Here is a 25,642-nt window from a genome sequence, read left to right as displayed (position 1 = left end):
GCGGGCAGGACGGGACTTTCGACCCGTGCTGCCGGGGCGGGAGAGCGGGTAGAAAGGACGGATGATCCGGGTGTTCCTGCTCGACGACCACGAGGTCGTCCGTCGTGGCCTTGCCGACCTGCTCCAGAGCAGCGGCGACATCGAGGTGGTCGGCGAGTCCGGCCTGGCCCAGGAGGCGACGCGCCGCATCCCGGCGCTGCGCCCCGACGTGGCGATCCTCGACGCCCGGCTGCCCGACGGCAACGGCATCGACGTCTGCCGGGACGTCCGCGCCGTGGACTCCTCGATCAAGGGCCTGATCCTCACCTCGTACGAGGACGACGAGGCGTTGTTCGCGGCGATCATGGCGGGTGCCGCCGGGTACGTGCTCAAGCAGATCCGCGGCACCGACCTGGTGGACGCGGTCCGCCGGGTGGCAGCCGGGCAGTCGCTGCTCGACCCGGCGATCACCACCCGCGTGCTGGAGCGCATCCGCAGCGGCGTGGAGCAGCCGCGGGAGCTGAAGTCGCTCACCGAGCAGGAGCGGCGGATCCTGGAGTACGTGGCGGAGGGGCTCACCAACCGGGAGATCGCCGGGAAGATGTTCCTCGCCGAGAAGACGGTGAAGAACTACGTCTCCAGCGTGCTCGCCAAGCTGGGCCTGGAGCGGCGTACCCAGGCGGCGGTGCTGGCCACCCGGCTGCTCGGCAAGAACACCTGACGGCTCCTCAGCCGAGCGGGACGCTCCAGCGCACCTCGGTGCCGCGCGGCTCGGCCCGGCGCAGCGAGAACCCGCCGCCCAGCCGCTCGGCCCGCTCCCGCAGGTTGACCAGGCCGCTGCGGGCCGCCTCCGGGTCGCAGCCGATCCCGTCGTCGGTGACGGTGATCTCGACCCGGCCGGAGTCGACGCGTACGCGCACCGACACCCGGTCGGCCTGCGCGTGGCGTACCGCGTTGGACAGCGCCTCGCGTAGCACGGCGGTGAGTTCGGGGCGCAGGTCGTCCGGGACGGCGCTGTCGATCGGGCCGATCAGCTCCAGGTCCGGCCGGTAGCCGAGCGACTCGGCGGCCACCTCGATCGCCTCGCGGATCTCGGTGCGCAGCGCCGCGCTCATCGGCGTACGCAGCTCGAAGATGGTGCGGCGGATGTCGCGGATGGTGCCGTCCAGGTCGTCGACCGCCTGGTTGATCCGCTTGGCCGCCTCGGGGCGGGCGTTCATCGCGCCGCTCTGCAGTTGCAGGCCGGTGGCGAACAGCCGCTGGATCACCACGTCGTGCAGGTCACGGGCGATGCGCTCGCGGTCCTCCAGCACCACCAGCAGTTCCCGCTCCTCCTGCCCGCGGGCGCGTTCCATGGCCAGCGCGGCCTGCCCGGCGAAGCTGGCGAGCAGGGCGAGGTCGTCGTCGGCCGCGGGCGCGTGGTCGGGCCGGTAGCCGATCACCAGGACGCCGTGCAGCGTGTCCGCGGCGGCGAGCGGGGAGACCACGGCCGGCCCGGCGACCACCGGCCGGGGCCAGGGCGCCGCGGCGGCGAGGTCGTCGACCTGGTCGTGCCGGCCCTGCGTCACGGACGCGGCGAAGCTGGTCTCGGCGGCCGGCAGCACCGCGCCGACCAGTTCCCGGGTGACCGGGTCGGCGCCGTCGACCACCTCGACGGTGAACTGCGCCTCGTCCTCGTCGTAGAGCAGCACCAGGGCCAGCTCGGCCTCGGCGACCTCACGGGCGCGGCGGGCCACGAGCGTCAGCGCGTCGGTACGGCGTACCTCACCGAGCAGCACCGAGGTGATCTCCGCGGCGGCGGCGAGCCAGCGTTCCCGGCGGTGCGCCAGCGCGTAGAGGCGGGCGTTCTCGATCGCCACGCCGGCCGCGGCGGCCAGCGCGACCACGATCTCCTCGTCGTCCTCGGTGAACTCGGTCGCGCCCTGCTTCTCGGCCAGGTAGAGGTTGCCCCAGACGTGGTCGCGGATGCGCACCGGCACGCCGAGGAAGCTGTGCATCGGCGGGTGGTTCGGCGGAAAGCCGTACGAGTTGGGGTGCTTGGTGATGTCCGGCATGCGGACCGGCTTCGGGTCGTCGATGAGCAGGCCGAGCACGCCACGCCCGTGCGGCAGCTCGCCGATCTTCGCGTGCAGCTCGGGGCTGATGCCGTGGACGATGAAGTCGTGCAGCATCCGGTCGCTGCCGATCACGCCGAGCGCGCCGTAGCGGGCGCCGGCCAGCTCGCACGCCGACTGCACGATCCGTTGCAGCGTGCTGCGCAGGTCGAGGTCGGACCCGATGCCGACGACCGCGTCCAGCAGTGCCCGGAGCCGCTCGCGGCTGGTCACCACCTCGCCGACGCGGTCGAGCATCTCCTGGAGCAGTTCGTCCAGGCGGACGCGGGACAGCGGGGTCAGCCCGAGCGAGGGCGCGAGGTGCTCGTGCCGGGACTGGGGTGCGGCGGCCACCCGGCGATGGTAACGCCCGGTGGCCGCCGTGATCGAGACCGGTCAGGCGAGACGGTCGCGGACCGCCGAGGTGTCGACCGTCTGCGTGACGTCCAGCCGGGGCGTGTGCGGCGGGCCGGCGTGCGTCGGGTCGGCCACGCCGAGCCGCATGCTGATGTACGGGAACCCGAGGCCGGCGAGCATCTGCCGCAGCACCTCGCGGGTGCCCTCGACCTCCACCACACCGGACAGCGGCACCAGCGACACCCCGTGCCGGGTGGCGGTGAGCCAGGCGGCGGAGAGCGCCTCACCGGCGCGCAGCCAGCTCATCGGCTCGTCGTCGGAGCCCCACAGGATCCCGTACACGGCGGCCTTGTCGTGGCCGGGCCCGATCGGCAGCGAGCCGCCGCGGCCGAAGTCGCGGGCCGGAACGGTCGTCTGCGGGGCCTGCTCGGGCAGCACCTCCGGCGGCAGCCCGGTGCCGGTGCCGGCCCGGCTGGTCCAGTACGCCAGCTCCTCGCGCAGCTCCGGGCTGTCCGCCTCGACGGCGGCGGCCTGCTGGGCGGCGCCGGCGAGCTGGATCTTCTGGGTGTCGTCGAGCAGTTGCAGGTTCACGCCCTCCAGCGTGGCCGCCCGCTCGATGTCGTTCAGCGCGTCGGTGGGGATCGGCTCGTCGCTGACCGGCCGCCGGTCGGTGTGCCGCACCTGCATGCACTGCACGACGCGCATGGCGTCGGGGTCGGCGCCGGTGTGCTTCAGGCTGGTGATCCGGGCCAGCAGGTCGGGTTCCTTCGGGTCGGGCAGCCGCTCCACCACCGGGGTCCAGCCCTCGGCGGCCAGCGCCACCCGGGCGTGGTGCAGCGCGGCGCCGCAGCTCACCACCAGCAGGTGCCCTTCCGGGTCCAGGGCGCTGAGGTGCCGTTCGCGGACCACCCGCAGCTCCAGCGCGTCGGGCAGGACCGTCCAGTGCCACGGCTGCGTGTTGTGCACCGAGGGGGCGTGGCCGGCCATTCCGGCGGCCTCCGCGAGCGCGGTGGTCAACGGGCGATCGCCGGCCGGCGTCTCGTGGCTCATCGTCACGACCTTTCCTGTTTTCCCCATCGTGCCCCACGCCCGGGACGCCCGGGTGGGGATGCCGCTCCATCCTCGGGCATGCCCGGCCGCCCCCGCAGGGGTCCTTCGCCCCCGCATTACCCGCGTCGCCCCGCCCGCCCCGCGCCGGGACTGAGACGATCCACACGTGGGAAGCGAACCACGCGAGTGCGTACCCGGGCAGCCGGCCCGCGCGCCGCGGCGGGCCTGGACCGAGTGGGCGCCGCTGGTGCTGCTCACCGCGGCGGTGCTGGCCGGTGCGGCGCTGTGGTTCGCCGGCGCGCACGAGGCCGCCCGGCTGCTCTGGGCGGCGGTCACAGTGGTCGCCCTGGTGCCCGCGGCCTGGACGACGCTGCGCCAGTTGTGGCTGCGGCAGTTCGGGGTGGACGTCATCGCGGTGCTGGCGCTGCTCGGCGCGCTGCTGGTGCGGGAGTACCTGGCCGGCGCCGTGATCGCGGTGATGGTCGCCACCGGCCGGGCGCTGGAGGAGTACGCCCAGCGCCGCGCCACCCGCGACCTGCGGGCGCTGCTGGAACGCGCGCCCCGGCAGGCCCGGCGGCGCACCCCGGACGGCGGGATCGAGGTGGTGCCGCTGGACCGCGTCGCGGTGGGGGACCGCCTGGTCGTCGGGCCGGGCGACGTGGTGCCGGTGGACGGCGTGGTCGAGGAGGCGGCCACGCTCGACGAGTCGGTGGTCACCGGCGAGTCGCAGCTGGTCACCCGCGCGGCCGGGGAGGAGGTGGCCAGCGGCGTCGTGAACGCGGGCGCCGGCTTCGGGCTGCGGGCGCGCCGTAACGCGGCGGAGAGCACCTACGCGGGCATCGTCCGCCTGGCCGGCGAGGCGACGGCCCGCAAGGCCCCGATGGTACGGCTGGCCGACCGGTACGCCGCCGCGTTCGTGCCGTTCACGCTTGTGCTGGCCGGGCTGGCGTGGCTGCTGTCCGGCGAGTTCACCCGGGCGGTGGCGGTGCTCGTGGTGGCCACACCGTGCCCGCTGCTGCTGGCCACCCCGATCGCCGTGGTCTCCGGGCTGTCCCGGGTGGCCCGGCGGGGTGTGCTGGTCCGTGACGGCGGGTCGCTGGAACAGCTCGGCCGCGCCCGTACCCTGCTGCTGGACAAGACCGGCACGCTCACCGCCGGCCGGCCCCGGGCGGCCGAGGTGGTGGTGGCGCCGGGCGGCGACCGGGACGAGGTGCTGCGGCTGGCCGCCTCGGTCGAGCAGCTCTCCCCGCACGTGCTCGCCGCCGCGCTGGTCCGGCAGGCCCGCGAGCGCGGGCTGGCGCTGGCCGAGCCGACGCAGGTCACCGAGGAGCCGGGGCGCGGGGTCAGCGGGCGCGTCGACGGGCGGATGGTGCACGTCGGGCAGCTCGCCGGGGAACCGCCGGAGTGGGCGGGCCGGCTCGGTGAGCGCGCCGAACGGGCCGGGCGTTCCGCGGTCTGGGTCGGCGACGACAACGGGCCGCTCGGCGCGATCCTGCTGGAGGACCCGGTCCGGCCGGACGCCCGGCGGACCGTGCGGCGGCTGCGCGAGGCGGGCCTTTCCCGGCTGGTCATGGTGACCGGTGACCGCCCGGGCACGGCCCGGCAGGTGGCGCAGGTCGTGGGCGTGGACGACGTGATCGCGGGGTGCTCGCCGCAGGAGAAGGTCGATCGGGTACGCCAGGAGTCGGCGCGCGCGGTGACGGTGATGGTCGGCGACGGCGTCAACGACGCGCCCGCGCTGGCCGAGGCGCACGTCGGCGTGGCGATGGGGGCGACCGGGGCGACCGCCTCGGCGGACGTGGCCGACGCGGTGCTCACCGTGGACCGGCTGGACCGGCTCGCCGACGCCGTCGAGATCGCCCGGTACGCCCGCCGCATCGCGGTGCAGAGCGCCACCGTCGGGATGGGCCTGGCGGTGCTGGCGATGCTCGTCGCCGCCGCGGGCCGGCTGCCCCCGGTGGCCGGCGCGTTCCTCCAGGAGGGCATCGACGTCCTGGTGATCCTCAACGCGCTGCGCGCGCTCGGCGGCGGCCTGCGGCGCCGGGATCTGCCCGCGCACACCCGCGAACTGCTCGACCGGTACGCGGGCGAGCACGGCGGCGTGCGCGACGTGCTCGCCCGGCTGCGGGACACCGCCGACCTGGTGGCGACCCGCCCGGACGACCCGGCGTGCCTGCCGGCGCTGCGGGAGGTGCACCGGCGCCTGGTCGACGAGGTGCTGCCGCACGAGGCGGCCGAGGACCGGCAGCTCTACCCGGCGCTGGCCGGGCCGCTCGGCAGCGACGAGGCGACCTCCACGATGAGCCGGGCGCACGTGGAGATCGTGCGGCTGGTGGAGCGGATCGGCGGGCACCTCACGGCGCAGCCGGACGGCCGGCTGCGCCGTGACGAGGTGCCCGATCTGCTGGCCGCGCTCTACGGCCTGGACGCGGTGCTGCGCCTGCACCTGGCCCAGGAGGAGGAGGACTACTTCTCGCTCGACCCGGAGGAGGGCTCCACCTCGCCCGGCCGCTGAGTCACGGCTCGCGTACCACAGCGACGGGGCAGTGCGAGTGCTGGATGAGCTGCTGACTGACCGAGCCGAGCAGCATGCCGCGCAGGCCGCCCCGGCCCCGGCTGCCGACCACCACCAGCTGCGCCGACCGGCTCGCCTCCACCAGCAGCGCCGACGCGCTGCCGGGGACCGCCTCGATCTCGACCGGCACGTCGGGGAAGCTCTCCCGCCACGGCGCCAGCTCCGCCTCGGCGGCGGCCCGCTCGCTCGCGGCGACCTGCTCCGGGTCGAAGTCCGGCGGCACCCACCGCTCACCCGGCGGCTCCCAGGCCCGCAGCACCCGCAGCGGCACGTCCCGCTGCGCGGCCCGCTCGACGGCGAAGCCGAGCGCCCGCAGCGCCGACTCCGAGCCGTCCGAGCCGACCACCACCGGCCCGGACGTGGCGGCCTGGCCGTCGCGGACCACCACCACCGGGCAGTGGGCGTGCGCGGTGACCGAGACCGCCGTGGAACCGGCGAGCAGCCCGCCGAAGCCGCCGTGGCCCCGGCTGCCGAGCACCAGCATCCCGGCCTCGGCGGACCGCTCCTGGAGCACCAGCGCGGGCGGCCCGTCGAACACCTCGCCGTGCACGGTCAGGCCCGGCCGCTCGGCGGCGGCGTCCGCCGCCGCCTTGCGGACCAGTTCCTCGACCTGCTGCCGGGCGGCCTCGTCCGGCCACACCCCCGGCGCCACACCGGGCCCGATCCAGCCGGTCACGGTCAGCCACTCGAAGACGTACGCCAGGCGTACCGGCCGCCCCGACCGGCCCGCCTCGTCCAGCGCCCAGTTCAGGGCGACCGCCGCGTCGGCGGACCCGTCGTAGCCGACCAGGATCTCGTCGCCGCTCATTCGCCGCTCCTCACCGCGGGGTCGTTCTCCCTGATCCAGCGCCACTCGGCGACCCGGGGGTCGTCCTCGCCGTAACGGCGGGTGTAGTCGCGGCAGGCCTGGCGGGCGTCCACCATGTCCTGGCGCAGGTGCGCGGCGCGCGACCGCAGCCCCGGCACCCGGTCGATCACGTCGATGACCAGGTGGAAGCGGTCCAGGTCGTTGAGCATCACCATGTCGAACGGCGTCGTGGTGGTGCCCTCCTCCTTGTAGCCGCGCACGTGCAGGTTCTCGTGGTTGGTACGGCGGTAGGTGAGCCGGTGGATCAGCCACGGGTAGCCGTGGTACGCGAAGATCACCGGCTTGTCGCGGGTGAAGATGGTGTCGAACTCGTTGTCCGGCAGGCCGTGCGGGTGCTCCGACGGCGGTTGCAGGCGCATCAGGTCGACCACGTTGACCACCCGCACCTTCAGGTCCGGCAGGTGCCGGCGCAGCAGGTCGACAGCGGCGAGCGTCTCCAGCGTCGGCACGTCGCCGGCGCAGGCGAGCACGACGTCCGGTTCGGTGCCGTCGTCGCTGCTGGCCCAGTCCCAGATGCCCAGGCCGCGGCGGCAGTGCTGGACCGCCTCGTCCATGGTCAGCCAGTTCGGCGCGGGCTGCTTACCGGCCACCACCACGTTGATGTAGTGCCGGCTGCGCAGGCAGTGGTCCATGGTGGACAGCAGCGTGTTGCCGTCCGGCGGCAGGTAGACCCGGACCACCTCGGCCTTCTTGTTGACCACGTGGTCGATGAAGCCCGGATCCTGGTGCGAGAAGCCGTTGTGGTCCTGGCGCCACACGTGGCTCGACAGCAGGTAGTTCAGCGAGGCCACCGGCTCCCGCCAGGGGATGTTCCGGGTCACCTTCAGCCACTTGGCGTGCTGGTTGACCATCGAGTCGACGATGTGGATGAACGCCTCGTAGCTGGTGAAGATGCCGTGCCGGCCGGTCAGCAGGTAGCCCTCCAGCCAGCCCTGGCACAGGTGCTCGGAGAGCACCTCCATCACACGGCCGTCGGGGGAGAGGTGGTCGTCGCCGGGCACCTCGGCGCCCACGAACGCGCGGTCGGTCACCTCGAACGCCGCGCCGAGCCGGTTCGAGGCGACCTCGTCCGGGCCGAACAGGCGGAACGTCTCCGGGTTGCGCGCGATCACGTCGCGGACCCAGGGGCCGAGCACACCGGTCGCGCCGGCCATCGGCTCACCGGGCGTCGGTACGTCGACCGCGTAGTCGCGGAAGTCCGGCAGCTCCAGGTTGCGCAGCAGCCGGCCGCCGTTGGCGACCGGGTTGGCGCTCATCCGGTGGTCACCGGTGGGAGGCAGGCCGGCCACCTCGGCGACCGGGCCGCCGGTGGCGTCGAACAGCTCCTCCGGCCGGTAGCTGCGCAGCCAGCGCTCCAGCTCGGCCAGGTGCTCCGGGTTGTCCCGGACCCCGGAGATCGGCACCTGGTGGGCGCGGAACGTGCCCTCGACCTGCTTGCCGTCGACCCGGGACGGACCGGTCCAGCCCTTCGGCGTCCGCAGGACGACCATCGGCCAGCGGGGGCGCTCGACGTGCTCGCCGGAGCGGGCCCGGCGCTGGATCGCCGCGATCTCGTCGACCGCCCGGTCGAGCGTCGCGGCCAGTAGCTGGTGCACGGTCGCCGGGTCGTCGCCCTCGACCACGTACGGCTCGTAGCCGAAGCCGCGCATCATGTCCCGCAGGTCCTCGCCGGGGATCCGGTCCAGCACCGTCGGGCTGGCGATCTTGTAGCCGTTGAGGTGCAGGATCGGCAGCACCGCGCCGTCGCGGGCCGGGTTGAGGAACACGTTCGACAGCCAGCTTCCGGCCAGCGGGCCGGTCTCCGCCTCGCCGTCGCCGATCACGCAGGCCACGAGCAGGTCCGGGTTGTCGAACGCGGCGCCGTACGCGTGGCTCAGCGCGTACCCCAGCTCGCCGCCCTCGTGGATCGAACCCGGCACCTCCGGCGCCACGTGGCTCGGGATGCCGCCCGGGAAGGAGAACTGCCGGAACAGCCGCTGCATGCCGGTCTCGTCCCGGGGGATGTGGTGGTACAGCTCGCTGTAGGTGCCCTCCAGCCACGTGTTCGCCACCAGCGCCGGGCCGCCGTGGCCGGGGCCGGTGACGAAGATGGCGGACAGGTCCCGGTTCACGATGACCCGGTTGAGGTGGGTGTAGAGCAGGTTGAGCCCGGGGCTGGTGCCCCAGTGGCCCAGCAGGCGCGGCTTGACGTGCTCAGGCTTGAGCGGTTCGCGCAGCAGCGGGTTGTCGAGCAGATAGATCTGGCCGACGGTCAGGTAGTTCGCCGCGCGCCAGTAGGCGTCCAGCCGGCGCAACTCGTCTTCGGTCAGGGGGCTGTGCAGGTTCACCGCGGTGTCCATGCTGCCTTAGCCTCTCGTGGCTCGGGGTCGGCTGCCACTCGGGGACCACATCTTCTTCCCCGGCGCGTCCAGCCTCGTCCCCATTCGGGGTCGGCGGTCAGGGCCGTAGGTCCCGCCTCGCGCGGGCGTCATGACCCGTCCCCGGCATCCGCGGGGACGCCCCGTACGACGATCAGCGGGGCCGGCGAGTGGTAGAGCAGGGACTGGCTGACCGTGCCCAGAGTGGACCCCACCGGCCCGTCTCCCCAGGCGGCCACCACCGCGAGCTGCGCGGTACGGGACCGGTCGAGCAGGACGGACCGCGGCTCACCGTGGACGGTCTCGCAGTCGGCGGCGACGCGGGGGTACCGCTGGGCCTGCCGGGTGACCGCCTCGTCCAGCCGCCCGTCGTCGCGGTCGCCGGACTCCGGCTCGATCACCCGGACGGCGAGCAGGCGGGCGCCGCGGTGCTGCGCGCAGTCGAAGGCGTACCCGAGGGCGGCCCGCGAGCTGGGCGACCCGTCGAAGCCGACGACCAGCGGCCCGGGCGGGGCCGGCTGGGTGCGCCCGACCAGCACCGGGCAGCCGGCCCGGGCGGCCACGTCCACGGCCGGCGTGTCGGGCGGTACGCGGTCCGGGTGGGCGGACATGCCCCCGTCACCGAGCGCGATCAGGAACGCGGTGTCGGCGAGCCGCAGCAGCGCCTCGACCGGCGAGCCCTCGACGATCCGGCCGCTGACCGGCACCTGCGGCGCGCACTCGGCGACGACCTGTCCGGCATGCTCCAGCACGTTCTCCGCGTCCGTGCGGGTGCCGCCGGCCGGGGCGGGGCCGGGCGTCGCGGCCCAGTTGAACGCGTGCAGCAGGTACAGCGGCCGGTCGTGGGCGGCGGCCTCGGCGGCGGCCGTGCGGACCACCGTCAGATCGGCCTCGGACCGGCCGACGCCGACCACCACGGCGCCGTGGCTGGGTGCGGCCACCCCGGCTCACCTCCCGACCCTGCTTTTCACCCACGGTAGTCGTGGGACCGGGTGCGCCGGAGCGGGTCGGCGGAACTGGCGGTCAGCGCGGCGCGGGAAGCGCCGGGTGTACGCGCAGCACGACCGCTGTGGCGTTGTCCTCGCCGCCCTCGTCCAGGCTGGCGGCGAGCAGGGCCTCGGCGGTGCGCGCCGGGTCGCGTCGCGCGGAGAGCAGGTCGCGCAGCCGGTGGTAGCCGAGCTGGTCGCTGATCCCGTCGGTGCACAGCAGCCAGGTGTCGCCCTGGCGCAGTGGCACGGCGAGCAGGTCCGGCTCGGGCCGGTCCGGGTGGCCGACGTAGCGCAGCAGCTGGTAGCGCGCCCGGGCCGCCTCCGGCGAGTCCGCCGGCCACCAGCCGTGCAGCAGGCCGAGCCAGGCCATGGTGTGGTCGACGGTGACCAGTTCCAGCAGCCCGTCACGCAGCCGGTACGCCCGCGAGTCGCCGAGCTGGACCAGCCAGCCCTGGTCGCCGTCCGGCTCGACCACGAACGCGGTGAGCGTGCAGCCGGTCAGGCCCGGCTGCGCGGCGCCGGCCTGGCGTACCCGCCGTTGGGTCTCGGCCACGGCGGCCCGCAGCGCGGCGGCGCCGACGGCGGGCCAGCCGGCGCGGACCCGCGCCACGAACGTCTCGGCGGCGGTCGTGCCGGCCACCCGGCTGCCCTCACCGTCGCCCATCCCGTCGCAGACCACAGCGAGCGGCAGCTCGGGGTCGACGTGCAGCACGTCGTAGTTCTCCGGGTAGCGGTGCCCGACCACGCTGCCGCCGGCGATCTCCAGGGTGAGGCGGCCGGCGGTGAGCCGGCGCGCGGACTCGACCGGCCGGTCCAGCGGGCGGCGGCGGAACACCAGCGGACCGTAACACCGGGACGGGCCGGACAGCGGCAGGCCGGGCGGCTGTCAACCAGGGTTGACAGGCGAGGCGTGTCAACCTACATTGACAGCATGAGTCAAGCGACGGAACTCGCGGCGGCAGCCGGCAGCACCGACCCCAAGGTCGGCCTGCGCGCCGTGCTCGCCCTGCGCCGGCTGCTCGAACGGCTCGAGGTGATCCAGGTCGACAACGCCCGGCGGCAGGGCTGGTCGTGGCAGGAGATCGCCGACGCCCTCGAGGTCAGCCGGCAGGCGGTCCACAAGAAGCACGCCGGACGACCGGCGGTACGCGAGAGCTGGGAGGCGTGATGTTCGAACGATTCACCGACCGGGCCCGGACCGTGGTTCACCACGCGCTCGACGAGGCCCGCGCCGAGGGGCGGCGGCCGGTCGGCACCGAGCACCTCCTGCTGGGCGTGCTCGCCGACCGCGACAACCTGGCGGTACGGCTGCTGGCGGCCGGCGGCGTCGACGCCGACGCGCTGCGGGCCGCGGTGGCCCGCCACACCGCGCAGGGCGTGGACGGGCTCGGCGCGGCGGACGCCGCGGCGCTGCGCGAGATCGGCATCGACCTCGCCGCGATCGTGGCCCGGATCGAGGAGTCCTTCGGCCCCGACGCGCTGCGCGAGGCGACCCCGCGCCCGCGCCGGTGGTGGCGTCGCGGGCCGCACCACGGCGCGTTCTCGCCCCGCGCCAAGAAGGTGCTGGAGCTGTCGCTGCGCGAGGCGCTGCGGCTGCGCCACCGGCACATCGGCACCGAACACATCCTGCTCGGCCTGCTGCGCGAGGGCGACGGACTGGCCGCGGTGGTGCTCACCGAGGCCGGCGTGGACCTCGACGACCTGCGGCGGCGCGTCGACGCGGCGCTGCGCGAGGCGGCCTGACCCGCACCCGGTCCTCAAACCTGTTTGCGGTCCTCGCAACGTCCCGCGCCGCCGGGTCGCCGTCACGCCCCGTGTCCTGCACACTGACGCCGTGGACGGTGCAGACGACAAGCGCCCGGTGAACGCGGAGAACCGCACCCCGCGCTCGGCAGTGGTGGTCAACCCGGTGAAGGTGGCCGACCTGGACGAGTTCCGCCGCACCGTGGACGGCGCGCTCGCCGCCGCCGGGTGGCCGGCCCCGGCCTGGTACGAGACGACGGTCGAGGACCCGGGCCGCGGGCAGGCGGAACAGGCCGTCGAGGCGGGCGCGGAGGTCGTCTTCGCCTGCGGCGGCGACGGCACGGTGATGGCCTGCGTGACCGCGCTGGCCGGCACCGACGTGGCGCTCGCAGTGCTGCCCCAGGGCACCGGCAACCTGCTGGCCGCCAACCTCGGCCTCTCCGGCGACCTGGCCGCCGGGCTGGAGGTCGCCGTCGAGCGCGGGATGCGCCGCCTCGACGTCGGCGTGGTGGGCGACAAGTGCTTCGCCGTGATGGCCGGGATGGGCTTCGACGCCCAGATGCTCGACTCCACCTCCGAGACCACGAAGAAGCGGATCGGCTGGCCGGCGTACGTGGTGGGCGCCGCCCGGCACCTGCGCGACCGGCCGATGCGGGTCTCGGTGCGCATCGACGGCAAGCCGCCGCTGCGCCGCCGCGCCCGCTCGGTCCTGGTCGCCAACGTCGGGCGCCTCCAGGGCGGGGTACGCCTGCTCACCGAGGCCGAACCGGACGACGGCTGGCTCGACGTGGCGGTGCTGACGCCGCGTACGCTGCGCCACTGGCTCGCCATGGGCTGGGCGGTGCTGCGCCGCCGCGACAGCGTGCCCCGGATGGAGGTGTTCCGGGCCCGCTCGGTCGAGATCACCAGCACCCGGGCGCAGCCCCGGCAGCTCGACGGCGACCTGATCGAGCCGGGCCGGTCGCTGAAGGCCACCATCCGCCCCGAGTCGCTCTGGCTCTGCGTACCGCGCCCGGAGGAGCACCCCGACCTGGCGGAGGACGCCGACGCGGTCGGCGAGCGCGGAGAGCACCTGGTCGAGGAGGCCCGCCGTGAGTAGCACGAAGCTGGTCCCCGAGACCCGGTTGATGACCGAGGACCAGCTCTCCGCCGACGACGCCTGGCACACACTGCGCCGGCACGGCGGCTGGTGCCTGCTGCGGGACGCGTTCATCCGGTTCCGCTACGGCGACGGCTTCAGCCACTCCCGGGCGCTGGCGTTGCAGCTCTGCCTGGCCGTGGTGCCGTTTCTGATCGCGCTCACCGGTCTGATCACCGACCTGGGCGTGGACGAGGGCGGCAAGGTCGTCGCCGACACGGTGCTGGCCATCACGCCCGGCCAGAGCGAAGCCATGGTGCAGGACCTGCTGACCGACAGCGAGCGTACCGAGGACGCCGGTGAGCTGGCGCTGACGCTCGGTCTGCTCACCGGGCTGGTCGCGCTGACCACCACGATGGCGCAGATCGAGCGGGGCGCCAACCGGATCTACGGCGTCGAGCGGGACCGCCCGGCGCTGGCCAAGTACGCGCGCGCCGCGGTCCTCGCGGTGGTCGCCGGTGTGCCCGCGCTGGCCGGGTTCCTGATCCTGGTCGGCGGCCGGGCGATGGGCGAGTCGGTACGGCGGCACTACGAGTGGGGCGACCTCGCCATGGCCGGGTGGGACGTGATCCGCTGGCCGCTGAGCCTCGGCCTGACCGTGCTCGCCGTCGCGGTGCTGTTCCGGCACGCCCCGCGACGCCGCCAGCCCGGCCTGTCCTGGCTCTTCTTCGGCGCGTCCATCGCCATCGCGATCTGGTGGCTGGCCAGCCTGCTGCTCGCCGCCTACGTGAAGTACAGCGGCGGATTCGGCCAGACCTACGGGGCGCTGACCGGCATGATGGCCCTGTTGCTCTGGGCCAACCTGACCGGGATCGCGCTGTTCGGCGGGCTGGCCTTCGCCGCCCAGCTCGAAGCGATGCGCATCGGGGTGGACGAGCCCGCCCAGCCGGACCTGTGGGAGCCGGAGGCGCAGCGGGCGGAGCTGTTCGACACCGGCGAGATGACCTCGCTCTGACGCCACGGCCGGTCCGGCGATGACGCCGCGCCGGTACGGCGTGTACGGAACACGCCGATCGGGTACAGCGCGCCTCGCAGAAGAACGAGGGAGGTGCGGTGTGACCGCGGTCAAGGAAGCCGGGAGCCGGCCGCTCAGCCATTTCGCCGAGCGGAGCCTCGCGGGCCTGCTCGCCGTGGCCGGCGCAGGAGTCGGGTTCGGCGTGCTGCTCATGCTGGTCCGGTTCCGGTGGAGCCCGCTGGGCGACGCCGACCACGCGGTGGCCGAGTGGTTCAACGGCCTGGTGTCCCCGCACGGCCCGCTGGTCACCGTGCTCCAGGCGATCACCGACCTGGGCGGGCGGCCGGTGATGATCTGGCTGGTCACCATCGCGGTGGTGGGCCTGCTGATCCGCCGCCAGTCCCGGCTGGCGGTCTACCTGATCGTCACCGGCGCCGGCGGGCTGATCCTCGACCCGTCGCTCAAGGCGCTGGTCGGGCGGCTGCGCCCGGTGGTGGACGTGCCGATCGCCAGCGCACCGGGCAACAGCTTCCCCAGTGGGCACGCGCTCGGATCGTTCGTCGCGTACGGGGCGCTGCTGCTGGTGTTCCTGCCGGCCATGTCGCCGCGCTGGCGCAAGGCCGCCATCGCCATCGCCGGCGTGCTGATCCTCCTGGTCGGGCTGACCCGGATCGCGCTGGGTGTGCATTTCGTGTCCGACGTGATCGGCGGCTGGCTGCTCGGCGCGGCCTGGCTGGGCGTCACCGCGTACGCCTTCCGGCTGTGGCGGCGCGAGCGCGGCCGGCCGGTGCCGCCGCTGCGTGAGGGCCTGGAGCCGGAGGCGGGCGAGGAGCTGGCGCTCGCGCCGGACGAGGAGAAGGTGCTGGAGCACCCGCGCTCGGCGGTGGCCGAGCTGCTGGTCGGGTGGGTGCTCGTCTTCGGTGTGCTCTACGCGTTCGGCATGTTCGTCAGCTACCACGCCAAGGGCACGTTCTTCGACACGCTGGACACCGAGGTGCCGCGCTGGTTCGCCGAGCGGCACACCGACGTGCTCACGGAGCTGAGCTGGTGGTGGAGCAAGTTCGGCGACACCCACGCCATCCTGCTGGTGTCGCTGGTGTTCTGCCCGATCGTGCTGGCCGTGTGGCGGCGGTGGCGGCCGGTGCTGTACGTGGTGCTGGCGATGTTCGGCGAGCTCAGCCTGTTCCTGGCCAGCGCCCGGGTGGTGGACCGGCCCCGGCCGCCGGTGGAGAACCTGGACGGGCCGATGCCCACCTCGTCGTTCCCGTCCGGGCACATCGCGGCGACCATCTGCCTCTGGGTGGCGATGGCGGTCATCGTGTTCCCGCGTACCGACAGGTGGTGGCGGTGGCTGTTCGTCGGCATGGCCGTGCTGATGCCGGTCGGCGTGGCCACCTCCCGGATGTACCGGGGCATGCACCACCCGACCGACTTCATGGGCGCGATCCTGCTCGGCGCGCTCTGGCTGTCGCTGCTGTACTGGGTGATCAAGCCGAACGCCGACGTGCACGAGGGCAACCGGCCGGCGATCGAGTCCGAACAGGTCGACGAGCTGGACGACGAGCTGGCCAAGGCCGCGCGGCCGGACTGAGCCGATGCTGCGGGTGATGACCTGGAACATCCGGACCGGCGGGCGCGACGGCGACGGCGCCGACCGCCGGGACCGGATCGTCTCGGTCGTCACCGCGCAGCGCCCGGACGTGCTGGCGTTGCAGGAACTGCGCGGCATGGACGCCACGCTGGGCGGGCTGGCCGAGCGGCTCGGGATGGCGGCGCACCTGGCCCGGTCCTGTTTCGGCCAGCCGGTGGCGGTGCTGGTCCGCCCGCCGCTGCGGGTGCTGCGCGCCGGGCGGGTCCGCCGCCCGTTCCACCACGCCGCCGCCCGGGTGCGGGTCGCCACCGGCGCGGGACCGCTCACCGTGTTCAGCACGCATCTGAACCCGTACTCGGGTGGGCGGCGGCGGATGGAGGCGGACTGGCTGGCCGCGGCGCTCCGGCGTACCGGGGGAGCGCTGGCCCTGCTCGCCGGTGACCTGAACACGCTGGAGCCCACCGTCGACCACACCGCCCGGCTGGCCGGGCTGGCCACCCCGTACCGGCGGCGGCACCTGCGCCGCGACGGCCGTACCGTGGACACCTGGGCGGTGGCCCGGCTGCTCGACGCCGGGCTGGTCGACCTGTGGCCGCGCTCCGGCGGCGACGAGCCCGGCGGCCTGACCGTGCCGACCCGGCACGGCGGCGCCGAGTTCGCCGGGATGCGGCTGGACTACCTGCTCGCCACCCCGGCGCTGGCCGATCGGGTACGCGCGGTGCGGGTGGTCCGCGAGGGTGACGCCGACTCGGCCTCCGACCACTATCCGGTGCTGGCCGACGTGGACCTCACGGCCGGCTGAACGACCCGGACGCCAGGTCGGCCACCACGAACGCCGCGAAGATTCCGATGACCGTCTCGCTGATCAGCCAGGAGTGCCTGTCGGTCCAGGAGCGGAACGCGGGGAGCAGACGCTCCGCGCGCCCGCCGGACAGCAGCAGCGTGAGCAGCGGCAGGGCCAGCAGCAGCACGGTGAGCGCCGTGAACGGCAGCAGATGCCACCAGGGGCGGCCGTGCCCGGCCATGCTGCCCGCGACCGACGCCATGACCAGCTCGTCGCTCGGCACGGCGACGGCGAGCACCAGCCCCAGACCGAAGGCGTACGACGGCCGCGGATCCTGCAACCGGCGGAGCCACCCGGACGGCCGGTTGCGGTGCCGCCTGCGGAACGTGATCACCATGAGGACCGCCAGCAGCGCCAGCACGATCCAGTCGATGAGCTTGCGGCTGCCGCCCACCCCGATGCCGTGCACCGCGGTGTGCCGCACCACCCGGAACGCCGCGTACCAGAGCGTCAGCGGACCGAGTACGCCCACCGTGACGCCGGCCAGGTAGGCCACCGAGCTGCGGCGCGGGTGACGGCCGGCGGCGAGGACGACGGCGCCGACGAGCTTCGATCCGGCGACCATCTCCAGCGCCAGCGGCAGCGCGGTCAGCATGGGCATGCTTCATTCTGGTGTCGCCGTGGTGCGCGCCGGGCCGGGTTCTACAGGACCAGGTTGAGCAGCACGGTGAGCACCACCGAGGCGACGATCGAGAAGAGGATCATCAGCAGGCAGCCGAGCCCGCCTCCGGCGGGCCGGATCTCGGTGTTCCCGATACGCATGGCGTCAGCTCCTCAGCGGGGTGGTGAGCAGGTCGTGGACGGCGCACGCGAGGCGCAGCTCGGCCGGGCCGAAGCGCCCCGGCGGGGACGGTGCGACAGTCACAGCTCGCGCAGCCGGGGCAGCAGTTCCTCCTGGGCCCAGTCGAGGAACATCGGCTGGGTGCCGCCGCCCACCTGGATCAGCGCGACGTGGGTGAAGCCCGCGTCGACGAACTTCTTGAACGCCTCGACGTGCCGGTCGGTGTCCGGGCCGCAGGGGATGCCCTCGGCCACGTCCTCCTCCCGGACGAACCGGGTGGCCGCCTCGAACGACTCCGGGCCGGGCAGGTCGGCGTTGACCTTCCAGCCCAGGCCGAACCAGCGGAACTGGTCGTGCACGATCTTGCGGCACTCGTCCTCGTCCGGGCCGTAGCAGATGGCCAGCTGCCCGTAGCGGGGGCGGCCCGCGCCGCCCGCCTCCTCGTACATGTCGATCAGGTGGGACAGCGGGTCGGTGGCGATCATGGCGTCGGCGTACTCGGCGGCCAGCGTGGCCGACTGCCGTCCGGAGGCGGCGACCGCCATCGGCACCGGCCGCTCCGGGCGGTCCCAGAGGTACGCGTCGGGCACGTCGAAGTGGTTGCCGGAGAACGTCAGCGTCTCGCCGTTGAGCAGCGGCCGGATGATCTGCAGCGCCTCCTCGAACATCTCGTGCCGCTGCTGCACGTGCGGCCATCCGCCCACCACGTGCTCGTTGAGGTTCTCCCCGGAGCCGAGGCCCAGCGTGAACCGGCCGCCCGAGAGCACGCCGACGGTGCCGGCCTTCTGCGCCACCACCGCCGGGTGGTACCGCCGGATCGGGCAGGTCACGAACGACATCAGCTCGGCCCGGCTGGTGGCGTGCGCGACGGCGCCGAGCACCGACCAGGCGTACGGGGAGTGGCCCTGGGACTCCAGCCAGGGGTAGTAGTGGTCGGACATGACCAGATGGTCGAAGCCGGCGGCCTCGGCGCGTACGGCGTGGTCGACCAGTTCCTTCGGGCCGGCCTGCTCGCACAAGAGGGTGTAACCGACGTTGACCATGGCACGTCTCCTTCCCGGGCGGATCGTCCCCGGATACCCCACCGGGCGCGGGTCAACCCTGCTGTCCGCTTTCGCCGCCGCTCCTTAACCGGTTCAGCTCATGCGACCCGTCAAGCGTCGCCGCCTCCCGGCCGATCCCGCTTAACCGGTTGCCTAAAGTCTTCCATCGTCCTACGCTGATGCCTGCGTCCGTTCGGGAACCGGGCGGCGGCTACCGGGCTCAGCCGCCACCACCTCGTCACCGTCACCGCACCCCCCGCTCGGGCACCGGGGGAGACCTTCCCTTGAGGACAGCCATGAAGAAACTGCTCTCCGTCGCGGGCGCCGCCCTGCTGACGGCCCTCGCCGCCGTCTTCGCCCTCGGGCAGCCGGCCCACGCCGCCACCGGGTTCTCCGTCTCCAACGGGCGGCTCTACGACGCAGGCGGCGTCGAGTTCGTGATGCGCGGGGTCAACCACGCGCACACCTGGTACCCGCAGCAGACCAGCTCGTTCGCCGACATCAAGGCGCTCGGCGCGAACACCGTCCGGGTGGTGCTGTCCAGCGGCGACCGCTGGACGAAGAACAGCGCCGCCGACGTGGCCAACGTGATCTCCCTGTGCAAGGCCAACCGGCTGATCTGCGTGCTGGAGGTGCACGACACCACCGGATACGGCGAGGACGGCGCCGCCACCACGCTGGCGAAGGCCACCGACTACTGGCTGAGCATCGCCGACGTGCTCAAGGGCCAGGAGAAGTACGTCATCGTCAACATCGGCAACGAGCCGTTCGGCAACCAGGGCTACAGCGCCTGGACCACCGACACCTCGAACGCGATCAAGCGGCTGCGCACCGCCGGCCTGACCCACACGATCATGGTGGACGCGCCGAACTGGGGCCAGGACTGGTCGTTCACCATGCGCGACAACGCCGGCACCGTGTTCGCCGCCGACCCGCAGCGCAACACCGTCTTCTCCATCCACATGTACGGCGTGTTCGACACCGCCGCCGAGATCAGCGACTACCTGGGCCGGTTCCGGAGCGCCGGGCTGCCGATCGTGGTCGGCGAGTTCGGCTTCAACCACTCCGACGGCAACCCGGACGAGGACGCCATCATGGCGTACAGCCAGGCCAACGGCATCGGCTACCTCGGCTGGTCGTGGAGCGGCAACGGCGGCGGCGTGGAGTACCTGGACATGACCACGTCGTTCAACCCGGCCCAGCTCACGAGCTGGGGTCAGCGGATCTTCAACGGCGCCAACGGCATCGCGGCCACCTCCCGCGAGGCGTCGGTGTACGCCGGCAGCACCCCGACCGCCAGCCCCACCGGCGGCCCCACCACCAGCCCGACGCCCACGAGCAGCCCCAGCCCGACCCCGCCGCCGACCACCACGCCCCCGCCGTCCGGTGGCTGCACCGCCACCTACACCGTCGTGAACTCGTGGCAGGGCGGCTTCCAGGGCGAGGTCAAGGTGACCGCTGGAGCCGCCGCGATCACCGGCTGGACGGTGCGCTGGACGTACGCGAACGGGCAGTCCGTCACCCAGGCGTGGAACGCGAGCGTCAGCAACAGCGGGTCGGCGTACACCGCCCGCAACGTCGACTACAACGGCCGGCTGGGCGCGGGCGCGAGCACCAGCTTCGGCTTCATCGGCACCTGGCAGGCCACGAACCCCGCCCCCGCCGTGACCTGCACCCCCGCCTGACCCCCTAGTGCGTGATCAAGGAGTTTGTGTCCCGATCGGACCTCGACGGAGACACAAACTCCTTGATCACCGGGGTGGGGCGGGGTGGTCAGGCGGCGGTGGCCTCCAGCAGGAGGGCCTGCTCGGGGTGCAGGGCGGGCAGTTGCAGGCCGACCGACCCCAGCACCGAACCGCTCACCGTGATGCCGTCGCCGGGCCAGGCCAGCCAGCCCGGCGGAGACAGCTCCAGCCGCGCCGGCTCCGGCACCCCGGCGGGCGGGCGCACGAGATAGCGCCGCGCCGGGTCCAGCCCCGGCAGCCGGACCGCGCCCGGCACCTGCGCCACCGAGGTGGCCACCCGGCTGACCGCGTACACCGCATGCGAGCGGTCGTGGGCGACCACGCCGTGGGCCTGCACGGCCGGGTCCGGGTGGTCGGCCCGGACCACCCGGCCGGTGTGCAGCAGCGGGCGCAGCCGCTTGTGCAGCGCCACCCAGGCGGCGAGTTCGGCCCGCTCGGCGGCGTCGATCGCGGTGATGTCCCACTCGATTCCGTGGTGGCCGAACAGCGCGGTGACCGCGCGGAACCCCAGGTCGTGTACGCGGTGCGTGGTGTGCGAGCGCTCCGGCCCGATGTGCGTGCCGATCAGTTCCGGCGGCAGCAGCAGGCCGGTCCAGCGCTGGATGGACAGCCGTTCCAGTGCGTCGTTGCAGTCGCTGGCCCAGACCCGGTCGGTGCGGCGCAGGATCTCCAGGTCGACCCGCGCGCCCCCGGAGGAGCAGCTCTCGATCTCGACGTCCGGGTGCCGGGCGCGCAACTCGTCGAGCAGCCGGTACACCGCGAGCGTCTGCGCGTGCACCCCGGGCCGTCCGGCGTGCCCGGCCTCGGTGAGGTCGCGGTTGTGGTCCCACTTCAGGTACGCGATCCCGTCGTGCTCGCTCAGCACCGCGTCGAGCCGTCCGAGCAGATGCGCGTACGCGTCCGGGTGGGCCAGGTCGAGCACCTGCTGGTGCCGCCACGGCGGCGGCAGCCGGCCCGGCGCCTGGAGCACCCAGTCCGGATGGGCGCGGAACAGGCCGGAGTCGGGGTTGACCATCTCCGGTTCCACCCAGAGCCCGAACTGCATGCCGTGCCCGCGTACGTGGTCGATCAGCGGCTGCAACCCGTCCGGCCAGACCGCGCCGTCGACCCACCAGTCGCCGAGCCCGGCCTGGTCGTGCCGCCGGCCGCGGAACCAGCCGTCGTCGAGCACGAAGCGTTCCACACCGACCTCGGCGGCCGCGTCGGCGAGCGCCCGCAGCCGGTCCAGATCGTGGTCGAAGTAGACCGCCTCCCACACGTTCAGCGTCACCGGCCGCGGCGTGCGCGGGTGCGACGGGCGCGCCCGCAGGTGCGTGTGCAGCGCTGCGCTGAGCCCGTCCAGCCCGTCGGCCGAGTGCGCCGCGTACAGCAGGGGAGTCGCGTACTCCTCGCCCGGCCCCAGCACGACCTCACCCGGCGCGAGCAGCTCACCGCCGCCGAGCGTGGCCTCACCGGTCGGGCGGCGCTCGGCGGCCGTGACGTGGTCGCCGCTCCACGCGGTGTGCACCGCCCACACCTCGCCGTGCCGGAAACCGAACCCGGCCGTGCCCGCGACCAGCAGCAACGTGGCGTCGTGGCCGGTGCGGCCGTGCCGCCCCTCGCGTACCCACGCGCCCATCGGCAACGGGTGCCGCTGCGGCGCCCGCTCCCGGCACCACCGGCCGGTCAGGTCGAGCAGTTCGGTGGCGACCGAGGGCACGGGCAGCACCGGTGTCAGCTCCCGCAGCTCGTACCGGCCGTCGCCGTCGTTGCGCAGCCGGTGCCGCAGCGTCAGCACCCCCGCCGCGTCCAGCGTGATCTCGACGGTCAGGCCCAACCCGGCGCCCGGGTCCGCCGCCCGCACCACCACCCGCCCCGAGGTAAGGAAGGGCCCCTTTTTAACGCCTGGTGCATGTGAAGGGTCCCCTCCTAACAGGTCGGGCGGCGGCGGCGCGAGGTCGTCGTGCACGTCGAGGCCGGTGAGGCGGAACGCCGTGGACCAGTCCCGGCCGTCGCGGTGACCGGCCAGACCGGGCCGCCCGCTCCACCCGGCGCTCGCCTCGGGCAGCAGCGACAGCACGGTGGGCGCGTCGAAGCTGCTCGGCACCACGGGCGGCACCGTGGCGTCGACGAGCGCGGGCAGGTCCCCGTCGGGCAGCGGGCCGAGGTCGGCGCCCCAGTGCACGACCCGGGGCAGCCCCGGGCCGCGTGCGTCGAGCACCAGGCTGGTCCGCGCGCGGCGCAGGTGGACGATCGTCATCCCTTGGAGGCTCCCAGCGTCAGACCCCGGACGAACTGCTTCTGGAGCAGGAAGAAGATCACCAGGGTGGGTATCGCGACCAGCACCGAACCCGCCGAGACCAGGTTGTTGTCGGTGAAGAACTCGCCGCGCAGGTTGTTCAGCGAGCTGGTGACCGGGAACTTGTCGCCGGTCCGCATGAGCACTGTGGCCCAGAAGAACTCGTTGTAGATCCAGGTCACCTCGAGCGTGGCCAGCGCGGCGAGCGCCGGGCGGCACAGCGGCAGCGTGACCTGCCAGTACTGCCGCCACACGTTCGCCCCGTCGACCATCGCGGCCTCGTACAGCTCGTGCGGCAACGCCTTCATGTAGTTGCTGAGCACGAACACGCAGAAGCCGCACTGGAACGCGACGTTGACCAGGATCAGCCCCCAGTAGCTGTCGTAGAGCAGCTCCGAGTCGCTCATCCAGGCCGGCAGCGGGATCTCGGTGAACATCCGGAACAGCGGGATGAGCAGCGCCTGTTGCGGCAGCAGGTTCGCGGCGGTGAACAGGCCGAGCAGCGCGATGTTGAGTTTCCAGCTGAACCGGGCGATCACGAACGCCACGCAGGAGGCGAGGAACAGCGTGAGCAGCACGGCCGGGATGGTGATGTAGGCCGAGTTGAGGAAGTGCTTGCCGAACTCGGCGGTACGCCAGGCGGTGACGTAGTTGTCGATCGTCCAGCCGCCGAGCGACACGTAGCCGTTGGCGGCTGTGTACTCGTAGGAGCGGAACGAGGTGAGCACCGCCCAGAGGATGGGGAACAGCCAGCCCACCGCGACCGTACCCAGGAACAGGTGCAGGACGACCCGGGCGGGCCGCACGGGGCGGCGGCGGCCGGCGGAGACGGCGGTCATCGCTTGTCCTCCCGCATCACGGTCCAGAGGTAGATGGTGATGAAGACCAGCGACACGGCCAGCATGATCGTCGCCAGCGCGGAGCCGAACCCGATCCGGCTGGCCTCGCCCACCACGTTCTGGGTGACCAGCGCGGAGATCAGTTCCAGCCCGTTGCGGCCCTTGTTGATGACCCAGACCAGGTCGAACGCGCGCAGCGACTCGATCACCGTCACCACCAGCACGATGATGTTGATCGGGCGCATCACCGGGAAGACGACCCGGAAGAACGTGCTGGTCTCCGAGGAGCCGTCGACCGCGGCGGCCTCCCGCAGCGACGGGTCGACGCCCTTGAGCCCGGCCAGGTAGAGCAGCATGATGTAGCCGACGTGCCGCCAGCCGGCCGCCACCAGCACGGCCCAGATGTTGACGTTCGGGTCGCCGTACCAGTCGGTCTCGCCGCCGAACACGCCGTTGAGCAGGCCCTGGTCCCGGCTGTAGATGAGCTGCCAGACGAAGCCGATGAGTGCCAGCGACAGCACCACCGGCAGGTAGAGCGCGGTCTGGTAGAAGCGGCTGCCGCGCAGCTCCTTGTCCAGCAGCACGGCGAGGAACATGCCGATCGGGGTGGCCACCACGAACAGCGCGGCCAGCCAGAGCAGGTTGTTCTGCACCGCCGGCACGAACGGCGGGTAGATGTTCACCACGTCGTCGTAGTTCTTGGCCCCGACCCACTCGATCTCGCTGATCGGGCCGATGCCGTCCCAGTTCGTGCCGGACAGCAGCACCGTCGCCACCGCGGGCAGCCAGACCAGCCCGGTGACGAGCAACAGGGGTACCAGCACCATCAGCGTGATCACCACGCGGTCGGTGCGGGACAGGAGCCGTAGCCGGCGACCGCGACCACCGTTCGTGGTGGTCGCGGCCGGCGGCGGCACGGCGCGATCCGCTTGGATCAGGGGCAGGTCGGACATGATGTCCTTCCCCCTTCCGCCGTCAGCTGGTGAAGATCGACTTCTTCTGGTTCTCGATGCTGGTGAGCAGCCCGCTGATGTCCTTCGGGTCCTTGATGAACTGCTGGAGCGCCGGGATGATCACGGTGGAGGCGAAGTCCGGCCGGGTGTCCCGGTCGAGGAACTGGGCGATCTCGGTGGCGGAGCCGACCAGCTCGGCGGCCTTCTTTTGCAGCGCGGTGTAGGCGCCGGTGTCCGCGCCGCTGTTCGCGACGAGCGTGCTCGGGTCGTTCTTGACGGTGATGTCCGCCGCCTCCTTCGAGCCCAGGTACGTCAGCAGCTTCTGCGCCGCGTCCTTGGACTTCGGCTTGCGGGCCATCATGTAACCGTCGATCGGGGCGTCCAGCGCCTTCGCGCCGATCGTGGAGTCGACCTCGGGGAACGTGAAGAAGTCGAGATCCTCCAGGTCGGCGCCGCTGAACTGCTGGCCGACGAACAGGCCGAGCAGGTACATGCCGCTCTTCTTCTGCTGCAACGACTGGGCCGCCTCCTGCCAGGTGCGGCCGAGCGAGTCCGGCTGGTGCAGGGGGAGCAGCCCGGCCCAGGTGTCGAAGACCTTCTTCACCTTGTCGGAGGTCCACGCCTCCTTGCCGGCCATCAGGTCGATGTGGAACTGGTAGCCGTTGATCCGCAGGTTGAGGATGTCGAACGTGCCCATCGCCGGCCAGCCGTCCTTGTCCGCGAACGCGATCGGGACCAGGCCGTCCTTCTTCATCTGCGCGCCGAGCGTGTTCAGGTCGTCGAGCGTCTTGGGGATCTCGTAGCCGCGCTGCTGCCACACCGACTTGCGGTAGAAGACGGCCCACGGGTAGTACGACGCCGGCACGAAGTACTGCTTGCCGTCGTCGCCCGTGGACGCCTTCTTGAACGCGTCGGAGTAGCCGTCGAGCTTGCCCCACACGTCGCTGAGGTCACCGGCCAGGCCCTTGGCGGCGAAGAACCGCATCCGGTAGCCGGCGAACCAGGTGAACACGTCGTCCGGCTTGCCCTGGAGATAGTTGTTGATGTTCTCCTGGAACGTGTTGTGGTCGACCGTGTTGATGTCGACGGTCACGCCGGAGGACGTCTTGAAGCCGTCCATCACCTTCGCGACGACGTCCTTGGGCTTCGGGTCCGACTGGTTCGAGCCGAGGGAGACGCTCTTGGCGTCACCGCCCGATCCGGAGTCGGAGTCGCCGCAGCCGGCGAGCAGACCGGTGCCGAGCAGCGCCCCCGCGCCGGCCGCGCCGGCGAGCAGCGAGCGCCGGTTCAGGCCGGCGACGGACGGGGGTACGAGCCGGGCGAGGTATTCGGCTTGCGAGCGGGGACGGGACATGGTGCCTCCTGCATGGAAGAGGTGCGCTGCGCTCATGGACCGTGATCGTTGGCGGTGAGCGGTGTCCGTGTCGGCCGCGGCAGATCCACCGAGAATCCACACGTCCGAAC

General features: G+C 73.1%; 21 protein-coding genes. 9 read left to right on the top strand and 12 right to left on the bottom strand.

Annotation, left to right across the window (positions count from 1 at the left end; translation table 11 throughout):
- Positions 1-61 precede the first annotated feature (61 nt).
- On the top strand, positions 62-700 hold the full coding sequence (locus ABIH81_RS30290; RefSeq protein WP_091427689.1) for a response regulator transcription factor: 639 nt from the start codon (positions 62-64) through the stop codon (positions 698-700).
- A 7-nt stretch (positions 701-707) separates the two neighbouring features.
- On the opposite strand, the gene ABIH81_RS30285 is transcribed toward ABIH81_RS30290, so the two are convergent.
- Together ABIH81_RS30285 and ABIH81_RS30280 are read right to left on the bottom strand one after the other, a co-directional pair.
- Entirely contained in the window at positions 708-2,375 is a 1,668-nt protein-coding gene (locus ABIH81_RS30285) for a GAF domain-containing sensor histidine kinase (protein ID WP_349881251.1), read from the bottom strand.
- Between the two features lie 93 nt (positions 2,376-2,468).
- A complete protein-coding gene (locus tag ABIH81_RS30280; protein WP_349878249.1) occupies positions 2,469-3,479 on the bottom strand; it encodes a nitroreductase in 1,011 nt (336 codons plus the stop codon).
- Positions 3,480-3,645: 166 nt separating this feature from the next.
- Between ABIH81_RS30280 and ABIH81_RS30275 the strand changes: the two genes are divergently transcribed.
- Positions 3,646-5,994, top strand: coding sequence for a heavy metal translocating P-type ATPase (locus ABIH81_RS30275; protein WP_349878248.1), 2,349 nt, complete (start codon positions 3,646-3,648; stop codon positions 5,992-5,994).
- 1 nt (position 5,995) lies between these two features.
- Here the strand turns inward: ABIH81_RS30275 and ABIH81_RS30270 are convergent, their stop codons facing one another.
- From ABIH81_RS30270 to ABIH81_RS30255, 4 genes are all read right to left on the bottom strand, one after another.
- Positions 5,996-6,862: a universal stress protein gene (locus ABIH81_RS30270; protein WP_349878247.1), complete on the bottom strand. Its 867-nt coding sequence runs from the start codon at positions 6,860-6,862 to the stop codon at positions 5,996-5,998.
- A complete protein-coding gene (locus ABIH81_RS30265) occupies positions 6,859-9,261 on the bottom strand; it encodes a phosphoketolase family protein (protein ID WP_349878246.1) in 2,403 nt (800 codons plus the stop codon). Before ABIH81_RS30265 ends, ABIH81_RS30270 begins: the two co-directional genes overlap by 4 nt.
- Before the next feature lie 128 nt (positions 9,262-9,389).
- Positions 9,390-10,220, bottom strand: a complete 831-nt coding sequence (locus ABIH81_RS30260; RefSeq protein WP_349878245.1) for a universal stress protein — start codon at positions 10,218-10,220, stop codon at positions 9,390-9,392.
- Between the two features lie 82 nt (positions 10,221-10,302).
- Complete coding sequence (locus tag ABIH81_RS30255) at positions 10,303-11,103, bottom strand: PP2C family serine/threonine-protein phosphatase (RefSeq protein WP_349878244.1); 801 nt, start codon at positions 11,101-11,103, stop codon at positions 10,303-10,305.
- 96 nt (positions 11,104-11,199) lie between these two features.
- Between ABIH81_RS30255 and ABIH81_RS30250 the strand changes: the two genes are divergently transcribed.
- From ABIH81_RS30250 to ABIH81_RS30225, 6 genes are all read left to right on the top strand, one after another.
- A complete protein-coding gene (locus ABIH81_RS30250; protein WP_030275209.1) occupies positions 11,200-11,436 on the top strand; it encodes an HTH domain-containing protein in 237 nt (78 codons plus the stop codon).
- The gene (locus tag ABIH81_RS30245; RefSeq protein ID WP_349878243.1) at positions 11,436-12,011 is read left to right on the top strand and encodes a Clp protease N-terminal domain-containing protein; all 576 of its coding nucleotides are present in this window, start codon (positions 11,436-11,438) and stop codon (positions 12,009-12,011) included. The genes ABIH81_RS30250 and ABIH81_RS30245 overlap by 1 nt, the downstream gene beginning before the upstream one ends.
- Positions 12,012-12,102: 91 nt before the next feature.
- A complete protein-coding gene (locus ABIH81_RS30240; protein ID WP_349878242.1) occupies positions 12,103-13,110 on the top strand; it encodes a diacylglycerol kinase family protein in 1,008 nt (335 codons plus the stop codon).
- The gene (locus ABIH81_RS30235) at positions 13,103-14,104 is read left to right on the top strand and encodes a YihY/virulence factor BrkB family protein (RefSeq protein ID WP_349878241.1); all 1,002 of its coding nucleotides are present in this window, start codon (positions 13,103-13,105) and stop codon (positions 14,102-14,104) included. Before ABIH81_RS30240 ends, ABIH81_RS30235 begins: the two co-directional genes overlap by 8 nt.
- A 100-nt stretch (positions 14,105-14,204) precedes the next feature.
- Positions 14,205-15,695 carry a phosphatase PAP2 family protein gene (locus tag ABIH81_RS30230; protein WP_349878240.1) on the top strand — a complete coding sequence of 497 codons (1,491 nt, stop codon included), beginning with the start codon at positions 14,205-14,207 and terminating at the stop codon, positions 15,693-15,695.
- A gap of 4 nt (positions 15,696-15,699) precedes the next feature.
- Positions 15,700-16,497: an endonuclease/exonuclease/phosphatase family protein gene (locus ABIH81_RS30225; RefSeq protein ID WP_349878239.1), complete on the top strand. Its 798-nt coding sequence runs from the start codon at positions 15,700-15,702 to the stop codon at positions 16,495-16,497.
- Here ABIH81_RS30225 and ABIH81_RS30220 read toward each other — a convergent pair.
- A complete protein-coding gene (locus tag ABIH81_RS30220; RefSeq protein ID WP_349878238.1) occupies positions 16,484-17,140 on the bottom strand; it encodes a GAP family protein in 657 nt (218 codons plus the stop codon). The two genes, ABIH81_RS30225 and ABIH81_RS30220, sit on opposite strands and share 14 nt — an antisense overlap.
- A 260-nt stretch (positions 17,141-17,400) precedes the next feature.
- Entirely contained in the window at positions 17,401-18,363 is a 963-nt protein-coding gene (locus ABIH81_RS30215) for a TIGR03557 family F420-dependent LLM class oxidoreductase (RefSeq protein ID WP_349878237.1), read from the bottom strand.
- Positions 18,364-18,659: 296 nt separating this feature from the next.
- Between ABIH81_RS30215 and ABIH81_RS30210 the strand changes: the two genes are divergently transcribed.
- Positions 18,660-20,048, top strand: a complete 1,389-nt coding sequence (locus tag ABIH81_RS30210; protein ID WP_349878236.1) for a cellulase family glycosylhydrolase — start codon at positions 18,660-18,662, stop codon at positions 20,046-20,048.
- Between the two features lie 88 nt (positions 20,049-20,136).
- On the opposite strand, the gene ABIH81_RS30205 is transcribed toward ABIH81_RS30210, so the two are convergent.
- From ABIH81_RS30205 to ABIH81_RS30190, 4 genes are read right to left on the bottom strand one after another with little or no spacing between them, the layout of a single operon-like run.
- Entirely contained in the window at positions 20,137-22,347 is a 2,211-nt protein-coding gene (locus tag ABIH81_RS30205; RefSeq protein WP_349878235.1) for an alpha-galactosidase, read from the bottom strand.
- Positions 22,344-23,225 (bottom strand): carbohydrate ABC transporter permease, encoded by an 882-nt coding sequence (locus ABIH81_RS30200; protein ID WP_349878234.1) that lies wholly within the window; start codon positions 23,223-23,225, stop codon positions 22,344-22,346. The genes ABIH81_RS30205 and ABIH81_RS30200 overlap by 4 nt, the downstream gene beginning before the upstream one ends.
- Entirely contained in the window at positions 23,222-24,178 is a 957-nt protein-coding gene (locus ABIH81_RS30195; RefSeq protein WP_349878233.1) for a sugar ABC transporter permease, read from the bottom strand. The genes ABIH81_RS30200 and ABIH81_RS30195 overlap by 4 nt, the downstream gene beginning before the upstream one ends.
- 22 nt (positions 24,179-24,200) lie before the next feature.
- Positions 24,201-25,532 carry an ABC transporter substrate-binding protein gene (locus ABIH81_RS30190; RefSeq protein ID WP_349878232.1) on the bottom strand — a complete coding sequence of 444 codons (1,332 nt, stop codon included), beginning with the start codon at positions 25,530-25,532 and terminating at the stop codon, positions 24,201-24,203.
- Positions 25,533-25,642 lie beyond the last annotated feature (110 nt).

The sequence above is a fragment of the Micromonospora sp. HUAS YX12 genome, assembly GCF_040215685.1.
In the GTDB taxonomy this organism is placed as follows: domain Bacteria; phylum Actinomycetota; class Actinomycetes; order Mycobacteriales; family Micromonosporaceae; genus Micromonospora; species Micromonospora tulbaghiae.
This window is presented reverse-complemented; position numbering and strand designations above follow the sequence as displayed.